Raw genomic sequence first — 17,635 nt, 5'->3', positions numbered from 1 at the left:
CGCGTGCGCGGGAGCCGAGCCCTGCTGTGCGCCGAGCCCCGCGGCGCGCCGACTGCCCGCCGGTTCACGGAGCCGGCGGGCAGTGCGGTGGAGGTGTCGCTGTCCGCAGCAGTGCGTCAGGCCGCGGTGGCGCCCGGGGCGGGCGGTGCGCTGCCGCCGAGGTGGGCGGGCAGCCACCAGGTGTCGTCCGGGCCGCTGGGCTTGGCCGGGTACGCCTCCTGCGCCGCCTCCAGCAGCTCCTGCATACGGTCGCGCATCAGGTCGGTCAGCGCGGCGGGGGACTCGTCGGCCGGGGCCGGGATCTGCTCGCCGACGCGGATGGTGATGGGGAAGTGGTTCCGCCCGAAGTCGCGCTTGCGTCCCTTGGTCCACAGCCGCTGGGTGCCCCACAGGGCGACCGGCAGTACCGGCACCCCGGCCTCCTGGGCCATCCGCACCGCACCGGACTTGAACTGCTTGAGCGTGAAGGACGGGGAGATGGTGGCCTCCGGGAAGACCCCCACGATCTCGCCGGCCTTCAGCGAGCGCACCGCGTGCCGGTAGGAGTCCTGGCCCGCGCTGCGGTCCACCGGGATGTGCTTCATCGCGCGCATCAGCGGACCGGAGACCTTGTGCTTGAAGACCTGGTCCTTTGCCATGAAGCGGACCAGCCGCTTGGCCGGGCGCGCGGCGAGCCCGGCGAACACGAAGTCCAGGTAGCCGATGTGGTTGCTGACCAGGACGGCTCCGCCGTGGCGCGGAATGTGCTCGGTGCCCTGGATGTCGAAACGCAGATCGAGGACCTTGAACAGGGTCCGGGCAGCGCCGACGACGGGTGGATACACAAGCTCTGCCATGCGGGGGGAACCCTTACGTGAGACTGCCTGGGGAACGTACTCCCGGCGCGGACATCGCGCTCAACTTACGCGACCGTAAGTTGATTCGGCTACCCCCGCCGGGCCGGGACCGGGGTCACGGGTGAGGTGGGTGGGGCGTGTGTGGGTGAGCCCCGGTGAAGCCGGGGACGGGAATATCGGGGCGCTCGGCGGTGCTGCGAGGACACCGGGCCCAGCAGGAGGACAGCTGGGGCGACGAGGCGCGCCACGGGCGCGGAGCGGACTCGCGGGCGCCGGTGGGGGACGGCCGGGCTGCGGTGCGCGGGACGGCCGAGCGACGGAGCGTACGAAGGTGAGGCACCGGCTGCGGTGCGAGCGAGGAGGAGCGCGGTGGGAGAGCCGGCGGGCGTCGAGCGGGTGGAGGCTGCCCTGATCGGAGTGCCGAGCCTGGGGGAGCGGGCGACCCTCCTGCAGTTCTCGACCGCGTTCTGCCAGCCCTGCCGCGGCACCCGCCGGGTGCTCGCCGAGGTCGCCGCGATGGTGGCGGGCGTGGCGCACGTGGAGGTCGACGCGGAGGAACGACTCGCGCTGGTGCGGCGGTTGGGCATCGTGCGGACTCCCACGGTGCTGGTGCTGAACGCCTCGGGAGAGGTGGTGCGCCGGGCCACCGGGATGCCGCGCCGTGCCGATGTCATCGCGGCGCTCGGCGAGGCGCTGTGAACCGGCGGGGCGCGGTGGCCGAGCGGGGCGCGGTTGCCCGGCGCTGTGCCGCCCGGTGCCGCGGTGCGAGTGCGCGGGGGCTCGCGTACACGGCGCCGTCAATGTCGGTGCGCTCGTCGGCATCCGCGTCCGCATCCGTGTCCGTGTCCGTGTCCGTGTCCGTGTACGTCCCCCGCCGAGTTCGCGGTCGTGTGCCGTGCGTGAGAGTGATCGCATCCGGGGAGGCTGTCTTGACGGGGTTGTCGACAGATCGTCAACCTGGGGCGATGCAACTGGGAGTCGCGCGGTGAGCACACCGGAGACCCGTACGGCACCGCGTGTGCCGCGATCGACCGCCGCGGGGGACGCCGCCGACTCGCTCGGTGGCGGTGAGCAGGCGTCGCGGCTGCTGCGCGCGGCCTTCCGCCGCTCGGCCGCCGGTGTCTGGGTGGTCACCGCCTCGGCCCCGGACGGCACCCCGGTGGGTTTCACCGCGACTTCGCTGGCGTCGGTCGCCGCCGAGCCGGCGGTCGTCTCGTTCAACATCGGTTCGTCCTCCTCCAGTTGGCCGGTGCTGGAGTCGGCGGCACAGGTGGCTGTGCACGTGGTGGGCGAGCACCAGGAGGAGCTGGCCGAGCGGTTCGCGCGCCGCGGCGCGGACCGGTTCGCTCCACCGACCCGGTGGCACCGGGGTGCGGCGGGGGTGCCGGTGCTGGAGGAAGTGCCCGCGTGGATGCTGTGCCGGATCGTGGCGCGAGTGCCGGCGGCGGACCACCGGGTGGTGCTGGCGCAGGTGCTGGAGGGCGACGCCTCGGGTCCGGGGCGGCCCCTGGTCCACCACGACCAGCGGTTCGCCGCCCTGCGCGACTAACGGGGTCGCGACCGCAGCCACGGGTCGCCGGCCGGGGCGCCGCACAGGCTCTCCCGCGCACGTGAGCGGGCCGCGCGTGCCTGCGTGCGCAGGCGGTGTGCGACGTTGGCAACGTCACAGTCGTCTCAGCTTGCTAACTCTTCGCCGGAACGATGTACTGGCGAGTAACAAATTGCGCGGAGCGTCGGTCCGACCCGACCGGAGTCCGTGCCGACAGGCGCCTATGCTGCCTGCACAAGGCAGCCCGTAACGACGCAGTAGGAGAGCCGGCGTGAGCTTGAGGATCGTTGTCTGTGTGAAGTACGTGCCCGACGCCACTGGCGACCGGCACTTCGCCGAGGACCTGACCACGGACCGTGATGCCGTGGACGGTCTGCTGTCCGAGCTGGACGAGTACGCCGTCGAGCAGGCCCTGCAGATCTCCGAGGAGGCCGACGACGCCGAGGTCACCGTGCTGACGGTCGGCCCCGAGGACGCTCGCGACGCGCTCCGCAAGGCTCTGTCCATGGGCGCCGACAAGGCCGTCCACGTCGACGACGAGGACCTGCACGGCACCGACGTCTTCGGCACCTCCAAGGTGCTGGCCGCCGCCATCGAGAAGACCGGCTACGACCTGGTCGTCTGCGGTATGGCCTCCACCGACGGCGTGATGGGCGTACTGCCCGCGGTGCTCGCCGAGCGCCTGGGTGTACCCCAGGTCACCCTGCTCTCCGAGGTCTCCGTGGCCGACGGCAAGGTCACCGGCCGCCGGGACGGCGACGCCGCCACCGAGAACCTCGAGGCCGCGCTGCCGGCCGTCGTCTCGGTCACCGACCAGTCCGGCGAGGCCCGTTACCCCTCCTTCAAGGGGATCATGGCGGCCAAGAAGAAGCCGGTCGAGGAGCTGGACCTGGACGACCTGGACCTGGACGGCGACGACTTCGGCCTGGAGGGTTCCTGGACCGCGGTCGACGAGGCCAACGCCCGTCCGCCGCGTACCGCGGGCACCGTGGTGAAGGACGAGGGCGAGGGCGGCAAGCAGCTCGCCGAGTACCTCGCGGGCCAGAAGTTCCTCTGAGCCCCGCCCCCTTGCTCCAGGCCACCAAGCGCCGAACTTTCCTCCCGGGAGAAGATTTCCATGGCTGAAGTCCTTGTCTACGTCGACCACGTGGACGGTTCCGTCCGCAAGCCCACCCTCGAGCTGCTGACCCTCGCCCGCCGGATCGGCGAGCCGGTCGCCGTGCACCTGGGTGCCGGTGTCGAGACCGCCGCCCCCGTCCTCGCCGAGTACGGCGCGGTGAAGGTGCTGGCCGCCGACGCCCCCGAGTTCAACGACTACCTCGTAGTGCCGAAGGTCGACGCGCTGAAGGCGGCCTTCGACGCCGTCTCGCCGGCCGCGGTGCTGCTGCCCTCCTCGGCGGAGGGCAAGGAGATCGGTGCGCGCCTTGCCGTGCGCATCGACTCCGGCATCATCACCGACGCCGTCGACCTGGAGGCCGGCGACGAGGGCCCGGTGGCCACCCAGTCGGTGTTCGCCGCCGCCTTCACCACCAAGTCCCGTGTCACCAACGGCACTCCGGTCATCACCGTGAAGCCGAACTCCACCGCTCCCGAGGCCGCCGCGGCCGCCGGCAGCGTGGAGCAGCTCTCGGTGAGCTTCGGCGAGCTGGCCACCGGCACCAAGGTCACCTCCCGCACGCCCCGTGAGTCCACCGGTCGCCCGGAGCTGACCGAGGCCGCGATCGTGGTCTCCGGTGGCCGCGGCGTCAACGGCGCGGAGAACTTCCACGTCATCGAGTCCCTCGCCGACTCGCTCGGTGCCGCCGTCGGTGCCTCGCGTGCCGCCGTGGACGCCGGTTGGTACCCGCACACCAGCCAGGTCGGCCAGACCGGCAAGACGGTCTCGCCGCAGCTGTACGTGGCGGCCGGCATCTCCGGTGCGATCCAGCACCGCGCCGGCATGCAGACCTCCAAGACCATCGTCGCGATCAACAAGGACTCCGAGGCGCCGATCTTCGACCTGGTCGACTACGGCGTCGTGGGCGACCTCTTCGAGGTCGTCCCGCAGCTGACCGAAGAGGTCAAGACCCGCAAGGGCTGAGCCACTTCGAGCGGCGCGAGCCGAAGCGTCCCGCCAGGGGCGGCGTCACCGGATCTGTCCGGCGGCGCCGCCCCTGGCGTCGTTCCCGGCCGTACCCCGGTCACGTACTTCGGCTGTACCCGTACCCCGGCGCTGTCGCCCGTCCCCGCTCGCTGTGCGCGACCGCGGGAGCGGCCGGTCTCCGTGCGGGATCGGTGACGTCCCGGCGGGTGGAGGGCTGTTGACTCACCCCGCGCGCGAGAGCTAGCTTCCCCGTGACAACTTCAACGTTTTGTTGATTTCCCAGGGGAGTGCCGATGACGCAGGCCAGTACGGTCGCCACCACCTTCGCCAGTTCGGTGAGCCGGGAGGTCGGCGCCGCGCTGGCGGCCGTCGACGCGGAGTTGGAGCGCCGCTACCCCGGCGACCCCGGCACCCGTCAGCCCGTGCACACCGTCTACGTCCCCGGTGACGTCTTCGCCGCCGACACCGTGCGCACCTGGGGCCGGGAGGCGCTCGCGCTGCTGGAGCGGCACGCGCCCGACGCCGCGAGCCTGGCCCAAGTCCTGGATCTCGACCGGGGGCTGGCCGCCGCGGTGCACGAGCGGGTCCGCGCCAAGCTCGTCCGCGAACCGATCGAGGACCTGCGCATCGACTTCGAGGACGGTTACGGCAACCGTCCCGACGCCGAGGAGGACGCCGACGCCGCCCGCGCCGCCGCGCTGGTGGCCGGGTGGGCCGAGCGGGAGAGCGCCGAGCGCGCCCCGTACGTCGGCATCCGGCTCAAGTGCCTGGAGGCCGAGGTCCGCGACCGCGGCATCCGCACCCTCGACGTCTTCCTCACCGCGCTGCTCAACGCCGGCGGCCTGCCCTCCGGGCTGGTCCTGACGCTGCCCAAGGTCACCTATGCCGAGCAGGTCGCAGCGATGGTGCGGCTGTGCGAGCAGTTCGAGCAGGCCCACCGGCTGCCCGGCGGCCGGATCGGCTTCGAGATCCAGATCGAGACCAGCCAGTCGATCCTGGGCGGCGACGGACGGGCGACCGTGGCGCGCATGATCGAGGCGGCGGACGGGCGCGCCACCGGACTGCACTACGGCACCTTCGACTACAGCGCCTGCTGCGGCGTCAGCGCCGCCCACCAGTCCATGGACCATCCGGCCGCCGACCACGCCAAGGCCGTGATGCAGGTCGCCGCGGCCGGGACCGGCGTACGGCTCTCCGACGGCTCGACGAACGTCCTGCCGGTCGGTTCGCGCGAGCAGGTCCACGACGCCTGGCGGCTGCACCACCGCCTGGTGCGCCGCTCCCTGGCGCGCGCCTACTACCAGGGCTGGGACATGCACCCGGGGCATCTGCCGACCCGTTACGCGGCCGTCTACGCCTTCTACCGCGAGGGTCTCGAGTCGGCCGCCGACCGCATCGCCGCCTATGCGCAGCAGCGGACCGGCGAGGTGCTCGACGAGCCGGCGACGGCCAAGGCGCTCAGCGGTTTCCTGCTGCGAGGACTGGACTGCGGCGCCCTCGGCGAGGACGAGGTGGGCGCGCTGACCGGCCTCTCCCGCACGGAGTTGGAGGGTTTCGCCGCCCCGCGGCGCGGGGCGCTGACCCTGTCCCACCCGTAGCTCCGCGGATCGCGGCGCGGCTGCCGGTCGACCGTCCGGTGCGCCGTGCCGTCCGATGCGCTGCCGACTCGATGCGCCGGGTCGCGGGAGGTGCCCGGCGTCGGGTCGGCCCCCGGTGTGCGGGCCCGGGTCAGCTGTGCGGCGGCAGCTCGCCGGAGCCGCGCGGTATCAGGCCCGCGGGCAGCACCACCCGGCGCGGGGCCGGTGCGCCGCCGGCGAGACGGTTGAAGAGCAGTTCGGCGGCGGTGCGCCCGAGCAGCGCGGCGTCCTGGGCAACGACGGTGAGCGGCGGGTCGAGCAGCTCGCCGAGCTCCAGATCGTCGAAACCCACCAGCGCGGTCGGCCGGGGGTGAGAGGCCAGCAGGCGGGCGGCGGTGGCGGTGACCCGGTTGTTGCCGGTGAACAGCGCGGTGACGGGCTCGGACCCGGCGAGCATCGTGCGTACGGCGTGCTCCACCCGGCCGGGGTCGGTGGTGCCCAGTGCCGTCCACTCCTGCCGCACCGGCAGATCGGCCTCGGCCATCGCCTCGCGGTAGCCGCGCAGCCGCTCGGTGGTGGTGTGGATCTGCGGCTGGTCGCCGACGAAGCCGATCCGCCGGTGCCCGTGGGCGATCAGATGGGCGGTGGCCTCCTTCGCGCCGGCGAGGTTGTCGGTGAGCACGGTGTCCACGTCGAGGAGACCGGCGGGCCGGTCCACGAAGACGGTCGCCACTCCGGCGGCGATCTCCGGTTCGAGGTAGCGGTGGTCGTCGCTGGCCGGGACGACCACCAGCCCGTCCACCCGCCGTGCGCACAGCGCGAGTGCCAACTCCTGCTCGCGCACCGGGTCCTCGTCGCTGGAGCCGGCGAGCAGCAGCGCGCCGTGGCCGCGTGCCACCTCCTCCACCGCGCGGCTGAGCGGACCGTAGAACGGGTCGGCGAGGTCCTCCAGCACCAGGCCGACCGTGGCGGTCCTGCCCTTGCGCAGGGTGCGGGCGCTGTCGTTGCGGCGGAAACCGAGGGCGGTGATCGCCTCCCGCACCCGCTGCTCGGTGTCCGGCAGCACGCCCGGCTCACCGTTGACGACCCGGGAGACCGTCTTCAGCCCGACACCGGCGCGGTGGGCGACGTCCTTCATCGTGGGACGCCTGCCGTAGCGCGCGGAGGCGCCGGAGGTGGGGACGTTGCGCTGTGTCACGGGGGTTCCGTTCTGCCGGACGCGGACTGCCATGCCGAGCATACGAGTTGGTGATCACGGCTAGACAACGTTGTCTGCAAGAGGTGAACATACTCGCCATGACTACTGACCTGGTCGCGGCTCTGGACATCGGAGGCACCAAGATCGCCGGAGCGCTCGTCGACGAGCGCGGAACCGTCCACGCGCGGCAGCAGGTGCCGACCCCGCCCTCGGCGCCGGGAGAGACCGTGCTGGCGGCGGTGGTGGACGTACTGCGCCGGCTCGCCGAGGACGGCCGGTGGCCGCGGGTGGGAGCACTGGGGATCGGCAGCGCCGGGCCGGTGGACGCAGCCGCCGGGACGGTGGGCCCGGTCAACATCCCGGGCTGGCGCGACTTTCCGCTCGTCGAGGGCGTACGGCAGGTGGTGGGCGGACTCCCGGTCACGCTCGTCGGCGACGGGGTCGCGATGGTGGCCGCCGAGCACGCCGCGGGTGCCGCGGTGGGGCGTCGCAACGCGCTGGGCATGGTGGTCTCCACCGGTGTCGGCGGGGGGCTGGTGCTGGACGGCAGACCGCTGAGCGGACCCACCGGCAACTCCGGCCACATCGGCCACATCTGCGTGGACCTGAACGGGGACGAGTGCCCCTGCGGCGGACGCGGTTGTGTCGAGACGATCGCCAGCGGACCGAGCATCGTGCGTCGCGCGCTGGCCCGCGGCTGGCGGCCGGGCCCGGGGGAGGAGGCCACCGCCGCGGCGGTCGCGCGGGCTGCCGGACGGGGCGAGGAAGTGGCCGTGGAGGCGTTCGACCGCGCCGGACGTGCGCTGGGCGCGGCGGTGGCCGCCGCCGCGGCGCTGGTGGAGATCGAGGTCGCGGTGATCGGGGGTGGTGTGGCACAGGCCGGTGAGCTCCTCTTCGCGCCGCTGCGTGCCTCTCTGGACGTGTACGCCGGGCTGTCCTTCACCCATGGTGTGCAGGTGCTCCCCACTCGCATCGGTTCGGACGCCGGGCTGGTCGGCGCTGCCGCGGCCTGCCGCGCGGAACTGCTCGAACTCCCCTGAGGTGCGCGGGGCGTGTGCCCCGGTGCCCCCGCGCTCCGGCGCATGCTCCCCTTGGACCGGCGCACATCCGTGGCAGTGTGTACCGGTCACTGAACGGGGCGAGAAAGGGGGAACGGTGATCATCTGGCTGAACGGGATTCACGGAGTCGGAGCCTCTGCCGTCGCGGAGGAGCTGCGGCAGCTGGTGGCCGGCAGCACGGTGTACGACCCGGAGCCGGTCGACGCGGGCCTGCGCGAGCTGCTGCCCAAGGAGCGGCTGGCGAGAATCGAGGAGCTGGCCGAAGGGGTCCGCGAACTCCCGTCCTGGCGGCGGTTGTTCGTGGAGACCGCGGTCGCGCTGCTGGCCGAGGTTCCGGGCCCGCTGATAGCCCCTGTGTCACTGCCGCACCAGGAGCACCGCGACGAGATATTCGGTGCCCTGGCATCCCGGGGCGTGCCCGTACGACACTTTCTGCTGACCGCAGAGGAAACGATCCTTCGCAAACGGGTGGACCAACTCGCCCTGGTGGTGGGGGAGAAGGCCCGCGACACCTACCAGCGGCAGTTGCCCGAATACCGTGCCGCGCACGACTGGCTGGCGCGGGACGCACACCTCGTCGACACCACGCGCCGTACGCCGAGTGCCAGCGCGCGCACCGTCGCCGACGCGATGGCGCGCGGCGAGGGCGACTGCGCCATCGTGCAGACCCCGGAGCCGCGGGGCGAGACGGTCGCCGCCGGGGTGCTGCTCTTCGACGACGAGGACCGGGTGCTCCTCGTCGACCCGACCTACAAACCGGGCTGGGAGTTCCCGGGGGGTGTGGTGGAGGCCGGCGAGGCGCCCGGCTGCGGTGGGGTGCGCGAGGTGGCCGAGGAGCTCGGGCTGCGGCTGGAGAGGCCCCCCGAACTGCTCGTCGTGGACTGGGAGCGGCCCGTGCCGCCGGCGGTCGGCGGTCTGCGGCTGCTGTTCGACGGGGGCCGGCTGGACCCGGCGAAGATCGCCCGACTGAGCCTGCCGGGCGAGGAGTTGCGCGACTGGCGCTTCGTCTCGGAGAGCGAGGCGGCGAACCTGCTGCCCGGGCTGCGCAGGCAGCGGCTGCGTTGGGCGCTGCGCGCGCGAGAGCTGGGCCGACCGCTCTATCTGGAATCGGGCACGCCCACCGGCGGGCTCCCGTAGCCGCGTCCACCGGTGTGCCGACGGGTGCCGCCCGGATCGGGCTCGCGGTGCGAGCGCGACCCGGGCGGGCCGGTGCGTCGGCGGCGCACGGCGGCGCGTCGTGGCAGAGCGGCGCTGCCGCGGCGGAGCGGGCGGCGGCGCGGGTCCGGCGGTGGGGCTCAGTGCCGGGGGCGCAGGGCGGGCGGCAGCGTCAGGAGCGGGCGGCCAGCCGCTGGAGGAAGAGCGCCTCGGCGACCGACATCCGCTCCAACTCCTGCGGGCTGACGCTCTCGTTGACGGCGTGGATCTGCGCCTGCGGCTCGCTCAGACCGGTCAGCAGGATCTCCGCATCGGGGTAGAGCGCGGCGAGCGTGTTGCACAGCGGGATCGAACCGCCCTGGCCGGCGACGGCCATCTCCACGCCGTCGTACGCCTCGCGCATCGCGGAGGCCATCGCGGTGTACGCCGGGCTGCCGGTGTCGGCACGGAACGGCTGGCCCTGGCCCTGCCGTTCGATCTCCGCCCGCGCGCCCCAGGGCACGTGCGCCCGCAGGTGGTCGGCGAGGCGTTCGGTCGCCTCGGTGGCGTCGATCCCGGGCGGCACCCGCAGGCTCACCAGCGCCGCGGCCGTGGCCTGCACCGAGGGGGTGGCGCCGACGATCGGCGGGCAGTCGATGCCGAGGACGGTCACCGAGGGGCGGGCCCAGATGCGGTCGGCCACCGTGCCGCCGCCGACCAGCTCGACACCGTCCAGCACCTTCGCGTCCGCGCGGAACTGCTTCTCGTCGTACTGAAGTCCGTCCCAGACCGTGTCGGCGTCGAGTCCGTCGACGGTGCTGGAGCCGTCATCGGCGTGCAGCGAGCCCAGGGTGCGGATCAGCGCGGCGAGCGCGTCCGGGGCGGCGCCGCCGAACTGGCCCGAGTGCAGATTGCCCGCGAGGGTGTCCACCTTCAGCCGCAGCACGGTCATTCCGCGCAGCACGCTGGTCACGGTGGGAAGCCCGGCACGGAAGTTGCCCGAGTCGCCGATGACGATCGTGTCGGCCCTCAGCAGCTCGGGGTGCGCCTGCGCGTACTCCTCCAGACCGCTGGTGGCCTGCTCCTCGGAACCCTCGACGATGACCTTGACGGTGACCGGGACACCGCCGTTGGCGCGCAGCGCCCGCAGCGCGAGCAGATGCATGATCAGCCCGCCCTTGCAGTCGGCGGCGCCGCGGCCGTACCAGCGGCCGTCGCGCTCGGTGAGGGTGAACGGCGGGGAGAGCCAGGCCTCTTCGTCCAGCGGCGGCTGGACGTCGTAGTGCGCGTAGAGCAGTACGGTCGGCGCACCGGCCGGTCCCGGCAGGAGGCCGTAGACGGACTGGGTGCCGTCCGGGGTCTCCAGCGTCTCGACCTCGGTGAAGCCCTCGGTGCGCAGCGCGTCGGCGATCCAGGAGGCGGCGGCCTCGCACTCGCTCTTGGGGAACTGGGTCTCGTCGGCCACCGACGCGAACCCTACGAGCTCGGCGAGCTCGGTCCGTGCCTGCGGCAGCAGGTCGGCGACGGTGCGCGCAAGCGCGGTGTGCGCCGTTTCGTGCGCCATGGGAACGCTCCTGGAGATGTGTGGCGTTGGGCCGGTGTGCGGGATCACCGCAGCTGCGGCCGGTCCGGCGACGGCTGCGGACCGGGTCGATCCTCCCACGGGACACTTGTGCGACCCCGGGCCGTAGGATGCGGCACTGGGCCGTTCCGTGATCATGGGGCGGCCGTGACGGCGGGAGCAAGTGGGGACTGTGAGCGGCGAGAACACCGAGAACGGCGAGGAGTTCGCGAACAGCGGCGGCACCGGGAGCGCCGGCGGAGCCGGTGACGGCGGCGGGCCGCGCGACGGCGAAGGGCCGTCCGGTGCCGAACGGCGGGCGGATTCCCGGGAGTCCGGGGCCACCGGGAGCCCCGAGCGGTCCGGAGACGCCGACGCCGGGGACGCCGACGCAGAGGACCCCGACGCCGGGGACGCCGAGCCCCGGGAGGACGCCGCCCGCGACGTCGAGCCCCGGGAGGACGCCGACGAGGAGCGGACGCCGGTGTGGGACGTGGTGGTGGTCGGCGCCGGCCCGGCCGGTGCGTCGGCCGCCTACGCCGCGGCGGTGGCGGGACGTCGGGTGCTGCTGCTGGAGAAGGCGGAGCTGCCGCGCTACAAGACCTGCGGCGGAGGCATCATCGGGCCCTCCCGGGACGCCCTGCCGCCCGGCTTCGAACTGCCCCTGCGCGACCGGATTAACGCCGTCACCTTCACTCTCGGCGGCCGGCTGACCCGTACCCGCAAGTCCAAGAACACCCTCTTCGGCCTGGTCAACAGGCCCGAGTTCGACCATGCGCTGGTGACCGCGGCCGAGCGGGCCGGGGCCCGAGTGCGCACCGGTGTCACGGTCTCGCGTGTGGAGCAGCACGGGCCGGCGGTGCCGGACCGCCGCACCGTCGCGGTGGTGCTCTCCGGCGGGGAGTCGGTGCTGGCGCACGCGGTGGTCGGTGCGGACGGCAGCGCGAGCCGTATCGGCGCGCACGTCGGGGTGCGGATGGACCAGGTGGATCTCGGCCTGGAGGTGGAGATCCCGGTGCCGCCCACGGTGGCCGAGGACTGGGCGGGCCGGGTGCTGCTGGACTGGGGTCCGCTGCCCGGGTCCTACGGCTGGGTCTTCCCCAAGGGCGACACGCTGACCGTCGGTGTCATCGCCGCTCGGGGCGAAGGCGCCCGCACCAAGCGGTACTTGGAGGACTTCGTCGGGCGTCTGGGGCTCGCGGGCTTCGAGCCGAGCGTCTCCTCCGGGCACCTCACCCGCTGCCGGGCCGAGGACTCACCGCTCAGCCGGGGCCGGGTGCTGGTGTGCGGTGACGCGGCGGGGCTGTTGGAGCCCTGGACCAGGGAGGGAATCTCCTTCGCGCTGCGCTCGGGCCGACTGGCCGGGGAGTGGGCGGTGCGCGTCGCCGAGTCCGGCGACGCCGTGGACAGCCGCCGCCAGGCACTGGGATACGCGCACGCGATCGGCTCCGACCTCGGGGCGGAGATGAGCGTGGGCCGCAGGCTCCACCAGGTCTTCGCCCGCCACCCGCGCGCGATGCACACCGCGCTGACCTCGCTCCCGCCGGCCTGGCGTGCGTTCACCAGGGTGGTGCGCGGGGCGACGACCTTTGCGGAGATCGTGCGCAACCAACCGATGGCGCGGCGCGCGCTGGAGGCGCTGGACCGCCGGGGCTGAGCGGGGCGGGCCGCCGGGGCCGGCGACGGCGCGCGGGTCCGCGCCGGGACCGGCGACCTGCCCGGCCCCGCCGCCGGTCAGGGGCGTCCGGCCTCCGGCCGCGTTCCGCCGGTGCGTACGGGGTCGGCCGTCGCCCGGCCTCCGGCGTCCCCCGTGTTCTCCCGGGGGACCACGGCCTCCTGGTGTGCCGCGCCGCCGCCCGCCTCGGCCCTCCCGGCCTCCTCGGTGGGGGAGCGGAAGGTGAGTGCGAAGACCGGGAAGTGCTCCGCGCTCCGGTGCCACTGCTGCAGCGTGGCGTCCCGGCCCACTCCGAGTTCGGAGAAGTAGCGGCCGACCTCGGACCAGCGGCGGGCGTAGGCGCGCAGCACCCGTGGCTTGTCCCGGTCGCCCACCTCGACGGCGGTGAAGTGCCGAACCCGCTTTCCCAACCGCAGTTCACCCCCTCCGGCGGCCCGAAGGTTGTGGGTCCACTGGACGTGTCCGCGCGGTGCGACCAGGTAGGTGCGGCCGTCGAGCTCCATGGGGTTGACCGGGGCGTGGCGCAGGGCGCCGCTGGTGCGTCCGCGCACGGCCAGGGTGTGGGCGCCGTGCAGGCTCAGACCGCGGCGGTTGAGCCACATCACGAGGGGGTTGAGGACGCGGCGGGTGAGGCGTCCGGGGGTCAGGGCATGGGTGGAGGGCATGATCGGGGCTCCATTTCGTGAGCAGTGCTCTCGTCGTGTTCCAGTGTTCACCTTCGATCGCGCGAAAACAAGAGCAGTGCTCTCGGATTGGTTCGGTGCTCTGTTTCGGGCAGACTGTGGCGATGGCCAGGATCGAGGGAGTGCGCAGTCGTGCGCGGGCGGAAGTCACGGCGGCGATCAAGGAGGAGGCGCGGCGCCAGCTCGCCGAGGAAGGGGCGGCGCGACTGTCGTTGCGCGCGGTCGCCCGGGAGCTCGGGATGGTGTCCTCGGCGCTCTACCGCTACTTCCCCGGCCGCGACGAGCTGCTGACCGAGCTCATCGTGGACGCCTACAGTGCGGCCGGGTCGGTCGCCGAGTCCGCGGCGTCGGCTTCGGCCGGGTCGGCCCCGGCGGTGCGCTGGCGGGAGGTCTGCCGGGCGCTGCGCCGCTGGGCGCTGGCGCATCCGCACGAGTACGCCCTGGTGTACGGCTCGCCCGTGCCCGGCTACGCGGCGCCCGACCGTACGACCGAGGCGGCCTCGCGGATCGCGCTGGCGCTGTTCGGGGTGGTCGCCGACGCGGTGGCGACCGGCGACTGCGCCGAACCCGTCGACGTCCCGCCCGCCGAACTCCTGGCCGACGCGCGGGAGTTGGGCGAGCGAATCGGGCTCGAACTGCCCGCTCCGCTCCTGTCGCGCGCGCTGGTGGTGTGGCCGCAGCTGTTCGGGCTCATCGGCTTCGAGGTCTTCGGGCAGCTGCACGGGGTGATCGAGCGGCGCGAGGCGTACTTCGACCACGCCGTGGATCAACTGGCCGCCACCGTCGGCCTGTCCGGAGGGCGGCCGACGGGCTCCTAGTCCTCGGTGGCCGGTGTCCGCTCCTCGCGCTGTACGGTCGGCTGCTCGGTGCCGGGCGTGCCGACGGGCCGCTTGCGACGCACGTACAGCTGCTTGCGCACTCGCGCGACCACCGTGCCGTCGGCAGCGACGACCTCGTTCTCGAACCAGGGGAGCGCCTTGGAGCCGTCCGCGGTCGCCTCCCGGATCTGCGTCAACTGCTGCTCGCTCAACGAGAATTCGGCGAAGACGTCGCCGCGCCCGGGGGAGACGAAGTCGATCTCGGCCGCCTTGTCCCAGACGATGTAGTCCTTGCCCAGGGCGGAGACGGCCAGCAGCGCCCAGAACGGATCGCTCATCGAGAAGAGGGATCCGCCGAAGTGGGTGCCGAAGTAGTTGCGGTTGGTGCGGCCCAGGCGCAGTCGTACGCGTGCGCTGCTCCAGTCGTCGGCGATGTGCAGCACCTTGATGCCGGCGAAGAGGTACGGGGGCCACCAGCACATGCCGCGGCGAAGGGTCTGGGGACTGAGTCGGCGGGCCATGCTGCGAAGCTACCAGAGATGCTACTCGTGAGTAATGCGTCCGTGACCAGGCTCTCACCGCCCCGCGCCGACTGTCGGGCGCGCGGTGGGTGCGCCGCCCGCGGGTGGCCCGCCGTGTGCCGCGCGGGAAGGGATTGCCGGGGTCAACTCCCCGATGGCGCCCCGGAAGGGCGAGCGGTGCCGTATTTTGTTCCACTCCCACACAAAGCGAGAATGAGGACGTGACCCAGATTCGTACCAGGCCGGAGAGAGGTCGCAGCGCCCTCGGCCCCGCACTGGAGCTCGTACACACCGGACGGGCTCCCACCCGCGCGGTGCTCACCGCGGAGCTCGGGGTCACCCGTGCCACCGCCGGCGCGGTCGCGGCGGAGCTGCAGCACCTGGGGCTGATCACGGTGGACGCGAGTCCGACCACCGGCGCCGCCTCCCAGGGGCGGCCCTCCCATCGGCTCGGCGTCGCCCCGGACGGCCCCGTGGTGCTGGCCGCACAGGTCCACGCGGACGGCTACCGTGCGGCGCTGGTCGGCCTCGGCGGGCAGGTCGTCGCGACCACACCCGGTTGCGGAACGGTCGACGCGGACCCCGCCCAGGTCATCGGCGAGGCCGTCGCGGCGGGCGCCGGACTGCTCGCCGGGACCGGTCGCCGCTGCGTGGGCGCCGGCCTCGCGGTGCCCTCCGCGGTCGCCGAACCGGACGGCACCGCGCTCAACCCGCTGCACCTGGCCTGGCCGGTGGGTGCGCCGGTGCGCGGAATCTTCCGCGACTGCCTGGCCGAGGCAGGTGTGCGCGCGCCCACCGAGACCGGCTTCACCGGCAACGACGTCAACCTCGGCGCGCTGGCGGAGCACCGGCACGGCGCCGGACGGGGCTCCCGGCACCTGCTGTGCGTGGCCACCGGCCACCGAGGGGTCGGTGGTGCGCTCGTCCAGGGCGGCCGGCTGCACAGCGGCAGCTCCGGCCTCGCCCTGGAGGTCGGCCACCTCGCGGTGGAACCGCAGGGCCGACGCTGCCACTGCGGCTCGCGCGGCTGCCTGGACGTGGAGACCGACCCGCTGGCCTTCCTCGAGGCGGCCGGACGCACACCGGGGCCCGAGAGCTCCCTGCTGCACCAGTCGACCGAACTGCTGCGCGGCGCCTACGAGTCGGACGAGAGCGTCCGCGCCGCGGCGCACCGGCTCATCGACCTGCTCGGCCTGGGCCTGGCCGGACTGGTGAACATCCTCGACCCCGACCGCATCATCCTCGGCGGGCTGCACCGCGAGCTGCTGCGCGTGGACGAGGAGCGGCTGCGCGCCGTCGTCGCCGAACGCAGTCTGTGGCGGCGCGGCGGTGCGGTGCCGCTCCTCGGCTGCACCCTCGACCACAACAGCCTGGTGGGCGCGGCCGAGTTGGCCTGGCAGCCTGTACTTGACGACCCGTTGGTGTTGCAGGAGGACGTGCCATGCTGATCCGCCCAGGACGCGCCGAGGAGTTGGCGGTCTGCCAGGACATCGAACGAGCGGCCGGCGAGCCCTTCCGGGCGCTCGGGATGACCGCCGTCGCCGACGACGAACCGCTGACGCTGGGCGATCTGGAGACCTACCGCAGGAACAACGCGCTGTGGGTGGCTCAGCAGGGCGACGAGCTCGCCGGCTATCTGCTCGCCGCACCCGTGGACGGCCGCACCCACATCGAACAGGTCTCCGTACGGCCCCGCTGGGCTCGGCGGGGGATCGGGCGGGCCCTGATCGACCACGCGGCGCTGGCCCACGGCGGCGGCGACCAGACGCTGACCACCTTCGCCGACGTGCCGTGGAACGCCCCGTACTACCGCAGGCTCGGTTTCCGCGAGCTGCCGGAGGACCAACTCACGCCCGGGCTGCGGCACATCAGGACGGTGGAGCGAAAGCTCGGCCTGGACCGCTGGCCCCGATTGTGCATGCTGCGGACCGGACTTCCCCGCACGGACGTAGCCTTGGAGGCATGATCCCCGCAGAGCTCAGCCGCAGCCGCTACGTCAGCCTGACCACCTACCGCAGGGACGGCACCCCGGTCGCCACCCCGGTCTGGGCGGTCGAGGACGAGGGGGAGCTGCTGGTGTGGACCCGCGAGGACTCCTGGAAGGTCAAGCGTCTGCGCAACGACCAGCGGGTGCGGGTCGTCGCGTGCGATGTGCGCGGGAAGGTCGCAGAGGACGCGCCCGAGGCGGAGGGGACCGCCCGGCTGATGACCGGGGAGGGTGAACTCGACCGTGTGCGCCGGGCGTTGAAGTCCCGCTACGGCTGGCAGTTCTGGCTCACCGACAGCGGCGGCGCGCTGCTGCGCCTCGGCAAGCGGCCCCATGTGGGCATCGCGATCAGCCTGTGAGCTCGGGCTCCCCGCGCCCGGCGGCACGGCTCGGCGCGGCGTCCGCCGCGGGCCCGACCGGCGCGGGCAGCGTGAACCAGACGACCTTGCCCCGCCCGCCGCGCTGAACCCGCACGCCCCAGCTGGCGCTCAGCGCCGCCACCAGCGCCAGTCCGCGGCCGCTGGTCGCCCAGGTGCCGGAGGTGCGAAGCTCCGGCAGCCGCGGGTCGTGATCACGCACCGAGACCGTCAACCGGTCCCACAGCAGCACGAGTTCCACCGTGCAGTGCTTGTCGGGGCCGGTGTGCCGGTGGACGTTGGCCAGCAGCTCGGTCACCGCGAGCGCGGCGCTGTCGATCAGCGGATCCACCTTCCAGCTGTGCAGCTGGGCGGAGATGATGCGCCGCACCTGTCCGATGCGGGAAGGCAGCGCCTGGAACTCCACCGCGCAGTGCCTGCTGGAAGAAGGATGACTGATCACGGCTGCGACTCCCTGAGGCCGGGGCGACATGCGCGCGGGACGCTCCCTTCCGCCGGGGGGCGGAAGGGGGAGAGTGTCCCGGCCTCAAGAGTGATTCACGACACACGGCCGCGCAAATCCACTGAAATCACCGCA

General features: G+C 73.3%; 18 protein-coding genes. 12 read left to right on the top strand and 6 right to left on the bottom strand.

Annotated elements, in window-relative coordinates; all coding sequences use genetic code 11:
• Positions 1-116: 116 nt before the first annotated feature.
• Complete coding sequence (locus MTQ01_RS17220; protein WP_247491430.1) at positions 117-836, bottom strand: 1-acyl-sn-glycerol-3-phosphate acyltransferase; 720 nt, start codon at positions 834-836, stop codon at positions 117-119.
• 369 nt (positions 837-1,205) lie between these two features.
• Here MTQ01_RS17220 and MTQ01_RS17215 point away from each other — a divergent pair, with 369 nt between their 5' ends.
• The 5 genes from MTQ01_RS17215 (at position 1,206) to MTQ01_RS17195 (ending at position 6,066) form a co-directional block, all read left to right on the top strand.
• A complete protein-coding gene (locus MTQ01_RS17215) occupies positions 1,206-1,535 on the top strand; it encodes a thioredoxin family protein (protein ID WP_247491429.1) in 330 nt (109 codons plus the stop codon).
• Between the two features lie 385 nt (positions 1,536-1,920).
• Positions 1,921-2,385 (top strand): flavin reductase family protein, encoded by a 465-nt coding sequence (locus tag MTQ01_RS17210; RefSeq protein WP_282613809.1) that lies wholly within the window; start codon positions 1,921-1,923, stop codon positions 2,383-2,385.
• Between the two features lie 271 nt (positions 2,386-2,656).
• Entirely contained in the window at positions 2,657-3,442 is a 786-nt protein-coding gene (locus MTQ01_RS17205) for an electron transfer flavoprotein subunit beta/FixA family protein (RefSeq protein ID WP_247491427.1), read from the top strand.
• 60 nt (positions 3,443-3,502) lie between these two features.
• Positions 3,503-4,465, top strand: coding sequence for an electron transfer flavoprotein subunit alpha/FixB family protein (locus MTQ01_RS17200; RefSeq protein WP_247491426.1), 963 nt, complete (start codon positions 3,503-3,505; stop codon positions 4,463-4,465).
• A gap of 296 nt (positions 4,466-4,761) precedes the next feature.
• A complete protein-coding gene (locus MTQ01_RS17195) occupies positions 4,762-6,066 on the top strand; it encodes an aldolase/citrate lyase family protein (protein ID WP_247491425.1) in 1,305 nt (434 codons plus the stop codon).
• Positions 6,067-6,196: 130 nt separating this feature from the next.
• On the opposite strand, the gene MTQ01_RS17190 is transcribed toward MTQ01_RS17195, so the two are convergent.
• On the bottom strand, positions 6,197-7,276 hold the full coding sequence (locus MTQ01_RS17190; RefSeq protein WP_374207774.1) for a LacI family DNA-binding transcriptional regulator: 1,080 nt from the start codon (positions 7,274-7,276) through the stop codon (positions 6,197-6,199).
• A 65-nt stretch (positions 7,277-7,341) separates the two neighbouring features.
• On the opposite strand from MTQ01_RS17190, the gene MTQ01_RS17185 reads away from it, so the two are divergent.
• Positions 7,342-8,283, top strand: a complete 942-nt coding sequence (locus tag MTQ01_RS17185) for an ROK family protein (protein WP_247491424.1) — start codon at positions 7,342-7,344, stop codon at positions 8,281-8,283.
• 115 nt (positions 8,284-8,398) lie between these two features.
• On the top strand, positions 8,399-9,439 hold the full coding sequence (locus tag MTQ01_RS17180) for an NUDIX hydrolase (RefSeq protein WP_247491423.1): 1,041 nt from the start codon (positions 8,399-8,401) through the stop codon (positions 9,437-9,439).
• Between the two features lie 190 nt (positions 9,440-9,629).
• On the opposite strand, the gene MTQ01_RS17175 is transcribed toward MTQ01_RS17180, so the two are convergent.
• Positions 9,630-11,000 carry a dipeptidase gene (locus MTQ01_RS17175; RefSeq protein WP_247491422.1) on the bottom strand — a complete coding sequence of 457 codons (1,371 nt, stop codon included), beginning with the start codon at positions 10,998-11,000 and terminating at the stop codon, positions 9,630-9,632.
• Positions 11,001-11,481: 481 nt separating this feature from the next.
• On the opposite strand from MTQ01_RS17175, the gene MTQ01_RS17170 reads away from it, so the two are divergent.
• Entirely contained in the window at positions 11,482-12,654 is a 1,173-nt protein-coding gene (locus tag MTQ01_RS17170) for a geranylgeranyl reductase family protein (protein ID WP_247491710.1), read from the top strand.
• Positions 12,655-12,731: 77 nt separating this feature from the next.
• Here MTQ01_RS17170 and MTQ01_RS17165 read toward each other — a convergent pair whose 3' ends face one another.
• Positions 12,732-13,337: a nitroreductase family deazaflavin-dependent oxidoreductase gene (locus MTQ01_RS17165; RefSeq protein WP_374207773.1), complete on the bottom strand. Its 606-nt coding sequence runs from the start codon at positions 13,335-13,337 to the stop codon at positions 12,732-12,734.
• A 122-nt stretch (positions 13,338-13,459) separates the two neighbouring features.
• On the opposite strand from MTQ01_RS17165, the gene MTQ01_RS17160 reads away from it, so the two are divergent.
• The gene (locus MTQ01_RS17160) at positions 13,460-14,173 is read left to right on the top strand and encodes a TetR/AcrR family transcriptional regulator (RefSeq protein ID WP_247491421.1); all 714 of its coding nucleotides are present in this window, start codon (positions 13,460-13,462) and stop codon (positions 14,171-14,173) included.
• Here the strand turns inward: MTQ01_RS17160 and MTQ01_RS17155 are convergent.
• A complete protein-coding gene (locus MTQ01_RS17155; RefSeq protein WP_247491419.1) occupies positions 14,170-14,694 on the bottom strand; it encodes a DUF4442 domain-containing protein in 525 nt (174 codons plus the stop codon). The two genes, MTQ01_RS17160 and MTQ01_RS17155, sit on opposite strands and share 4 nt — an antisense overlap.
• Before the next feature lie 221 nt (positions 14,695-14,915).
• On the opposite strand from MTQ01_RS17155, the gene MTQ01_RS17150 reads away from it, so the two are divergent.
• The 3 genes from MTQ01_RS17150 to MTQ01_RS17140 are packed head-to-tail and all read left to right on the top strand — an operon-like array spanning position 14,916 to position 17,040.
• Positions 14,916-16,142, top strand: a complete 1,227-nt coding sequence (locus MTQ01_RS17150) for an ROK family protein (RefSeq protein ID WP_247491417.1) — start codon at positions 14,916-14,918, stop codon at positions 16,140-16,142.
• Positions 16,136-16,660: a GNAT family N-acetyltransferase gene (locus MTQ01_RS17145; RefSeq protein ID WP_247491415.1), complete on the top strand. Its 525-nt coding sequence runs from the start codon at positions 16,136-16,138 to the stop codon at positions 16,658-16,660. Before MTQ01_RS17150 ends, MTQ01_RS17145 begins: the two co-directional genes overlap by 7 nt.
• Entirely contained in the window at positions 16,657-17,040 is a 384-nt protein-coding gene (locus MTQ01_RS17140; protein WP_247491413.1) for a PPOX class F420-dependent oxidoreductase, read from the top strand. The genes MTQ01_RS17145 and MTQ01_RS17140 overlap by 4 nt, the downstream gene beginning before the upstream one ends.
• Here the strand turns inward: MTQ01_RS17140 and MTQ01_RS17135 are convergent.
• Entirely contained in the window at positions 17,030-17,500 is a 471-nt protein-coding gene (locus MTQ01_RS17135) for an ATP-binding protein (RefSeq protein WP_247491411.1), read from the bottom strand. The two genes, MTQ01_RS17140 and MTQ01_RS17135, sit on opposite strands and share 11 nt — an antisense overlap.
• Between the last annotated feature and the right edge of the window lie 135 nt (positions 17,501-17,635).

The organism is Streptomyces sp. XM4193 (assembly GCF_023072595.1).
Lineage (GTDB): Bacteria > Actinomycetota > Actinomycetes > Streptomycetales > Streptomycetaceae > Streptomyces.
Note: the sequence above shows the minus strand (reverse complement) of the source record. Positions and strands in the feature narration are given on the sequence as shown.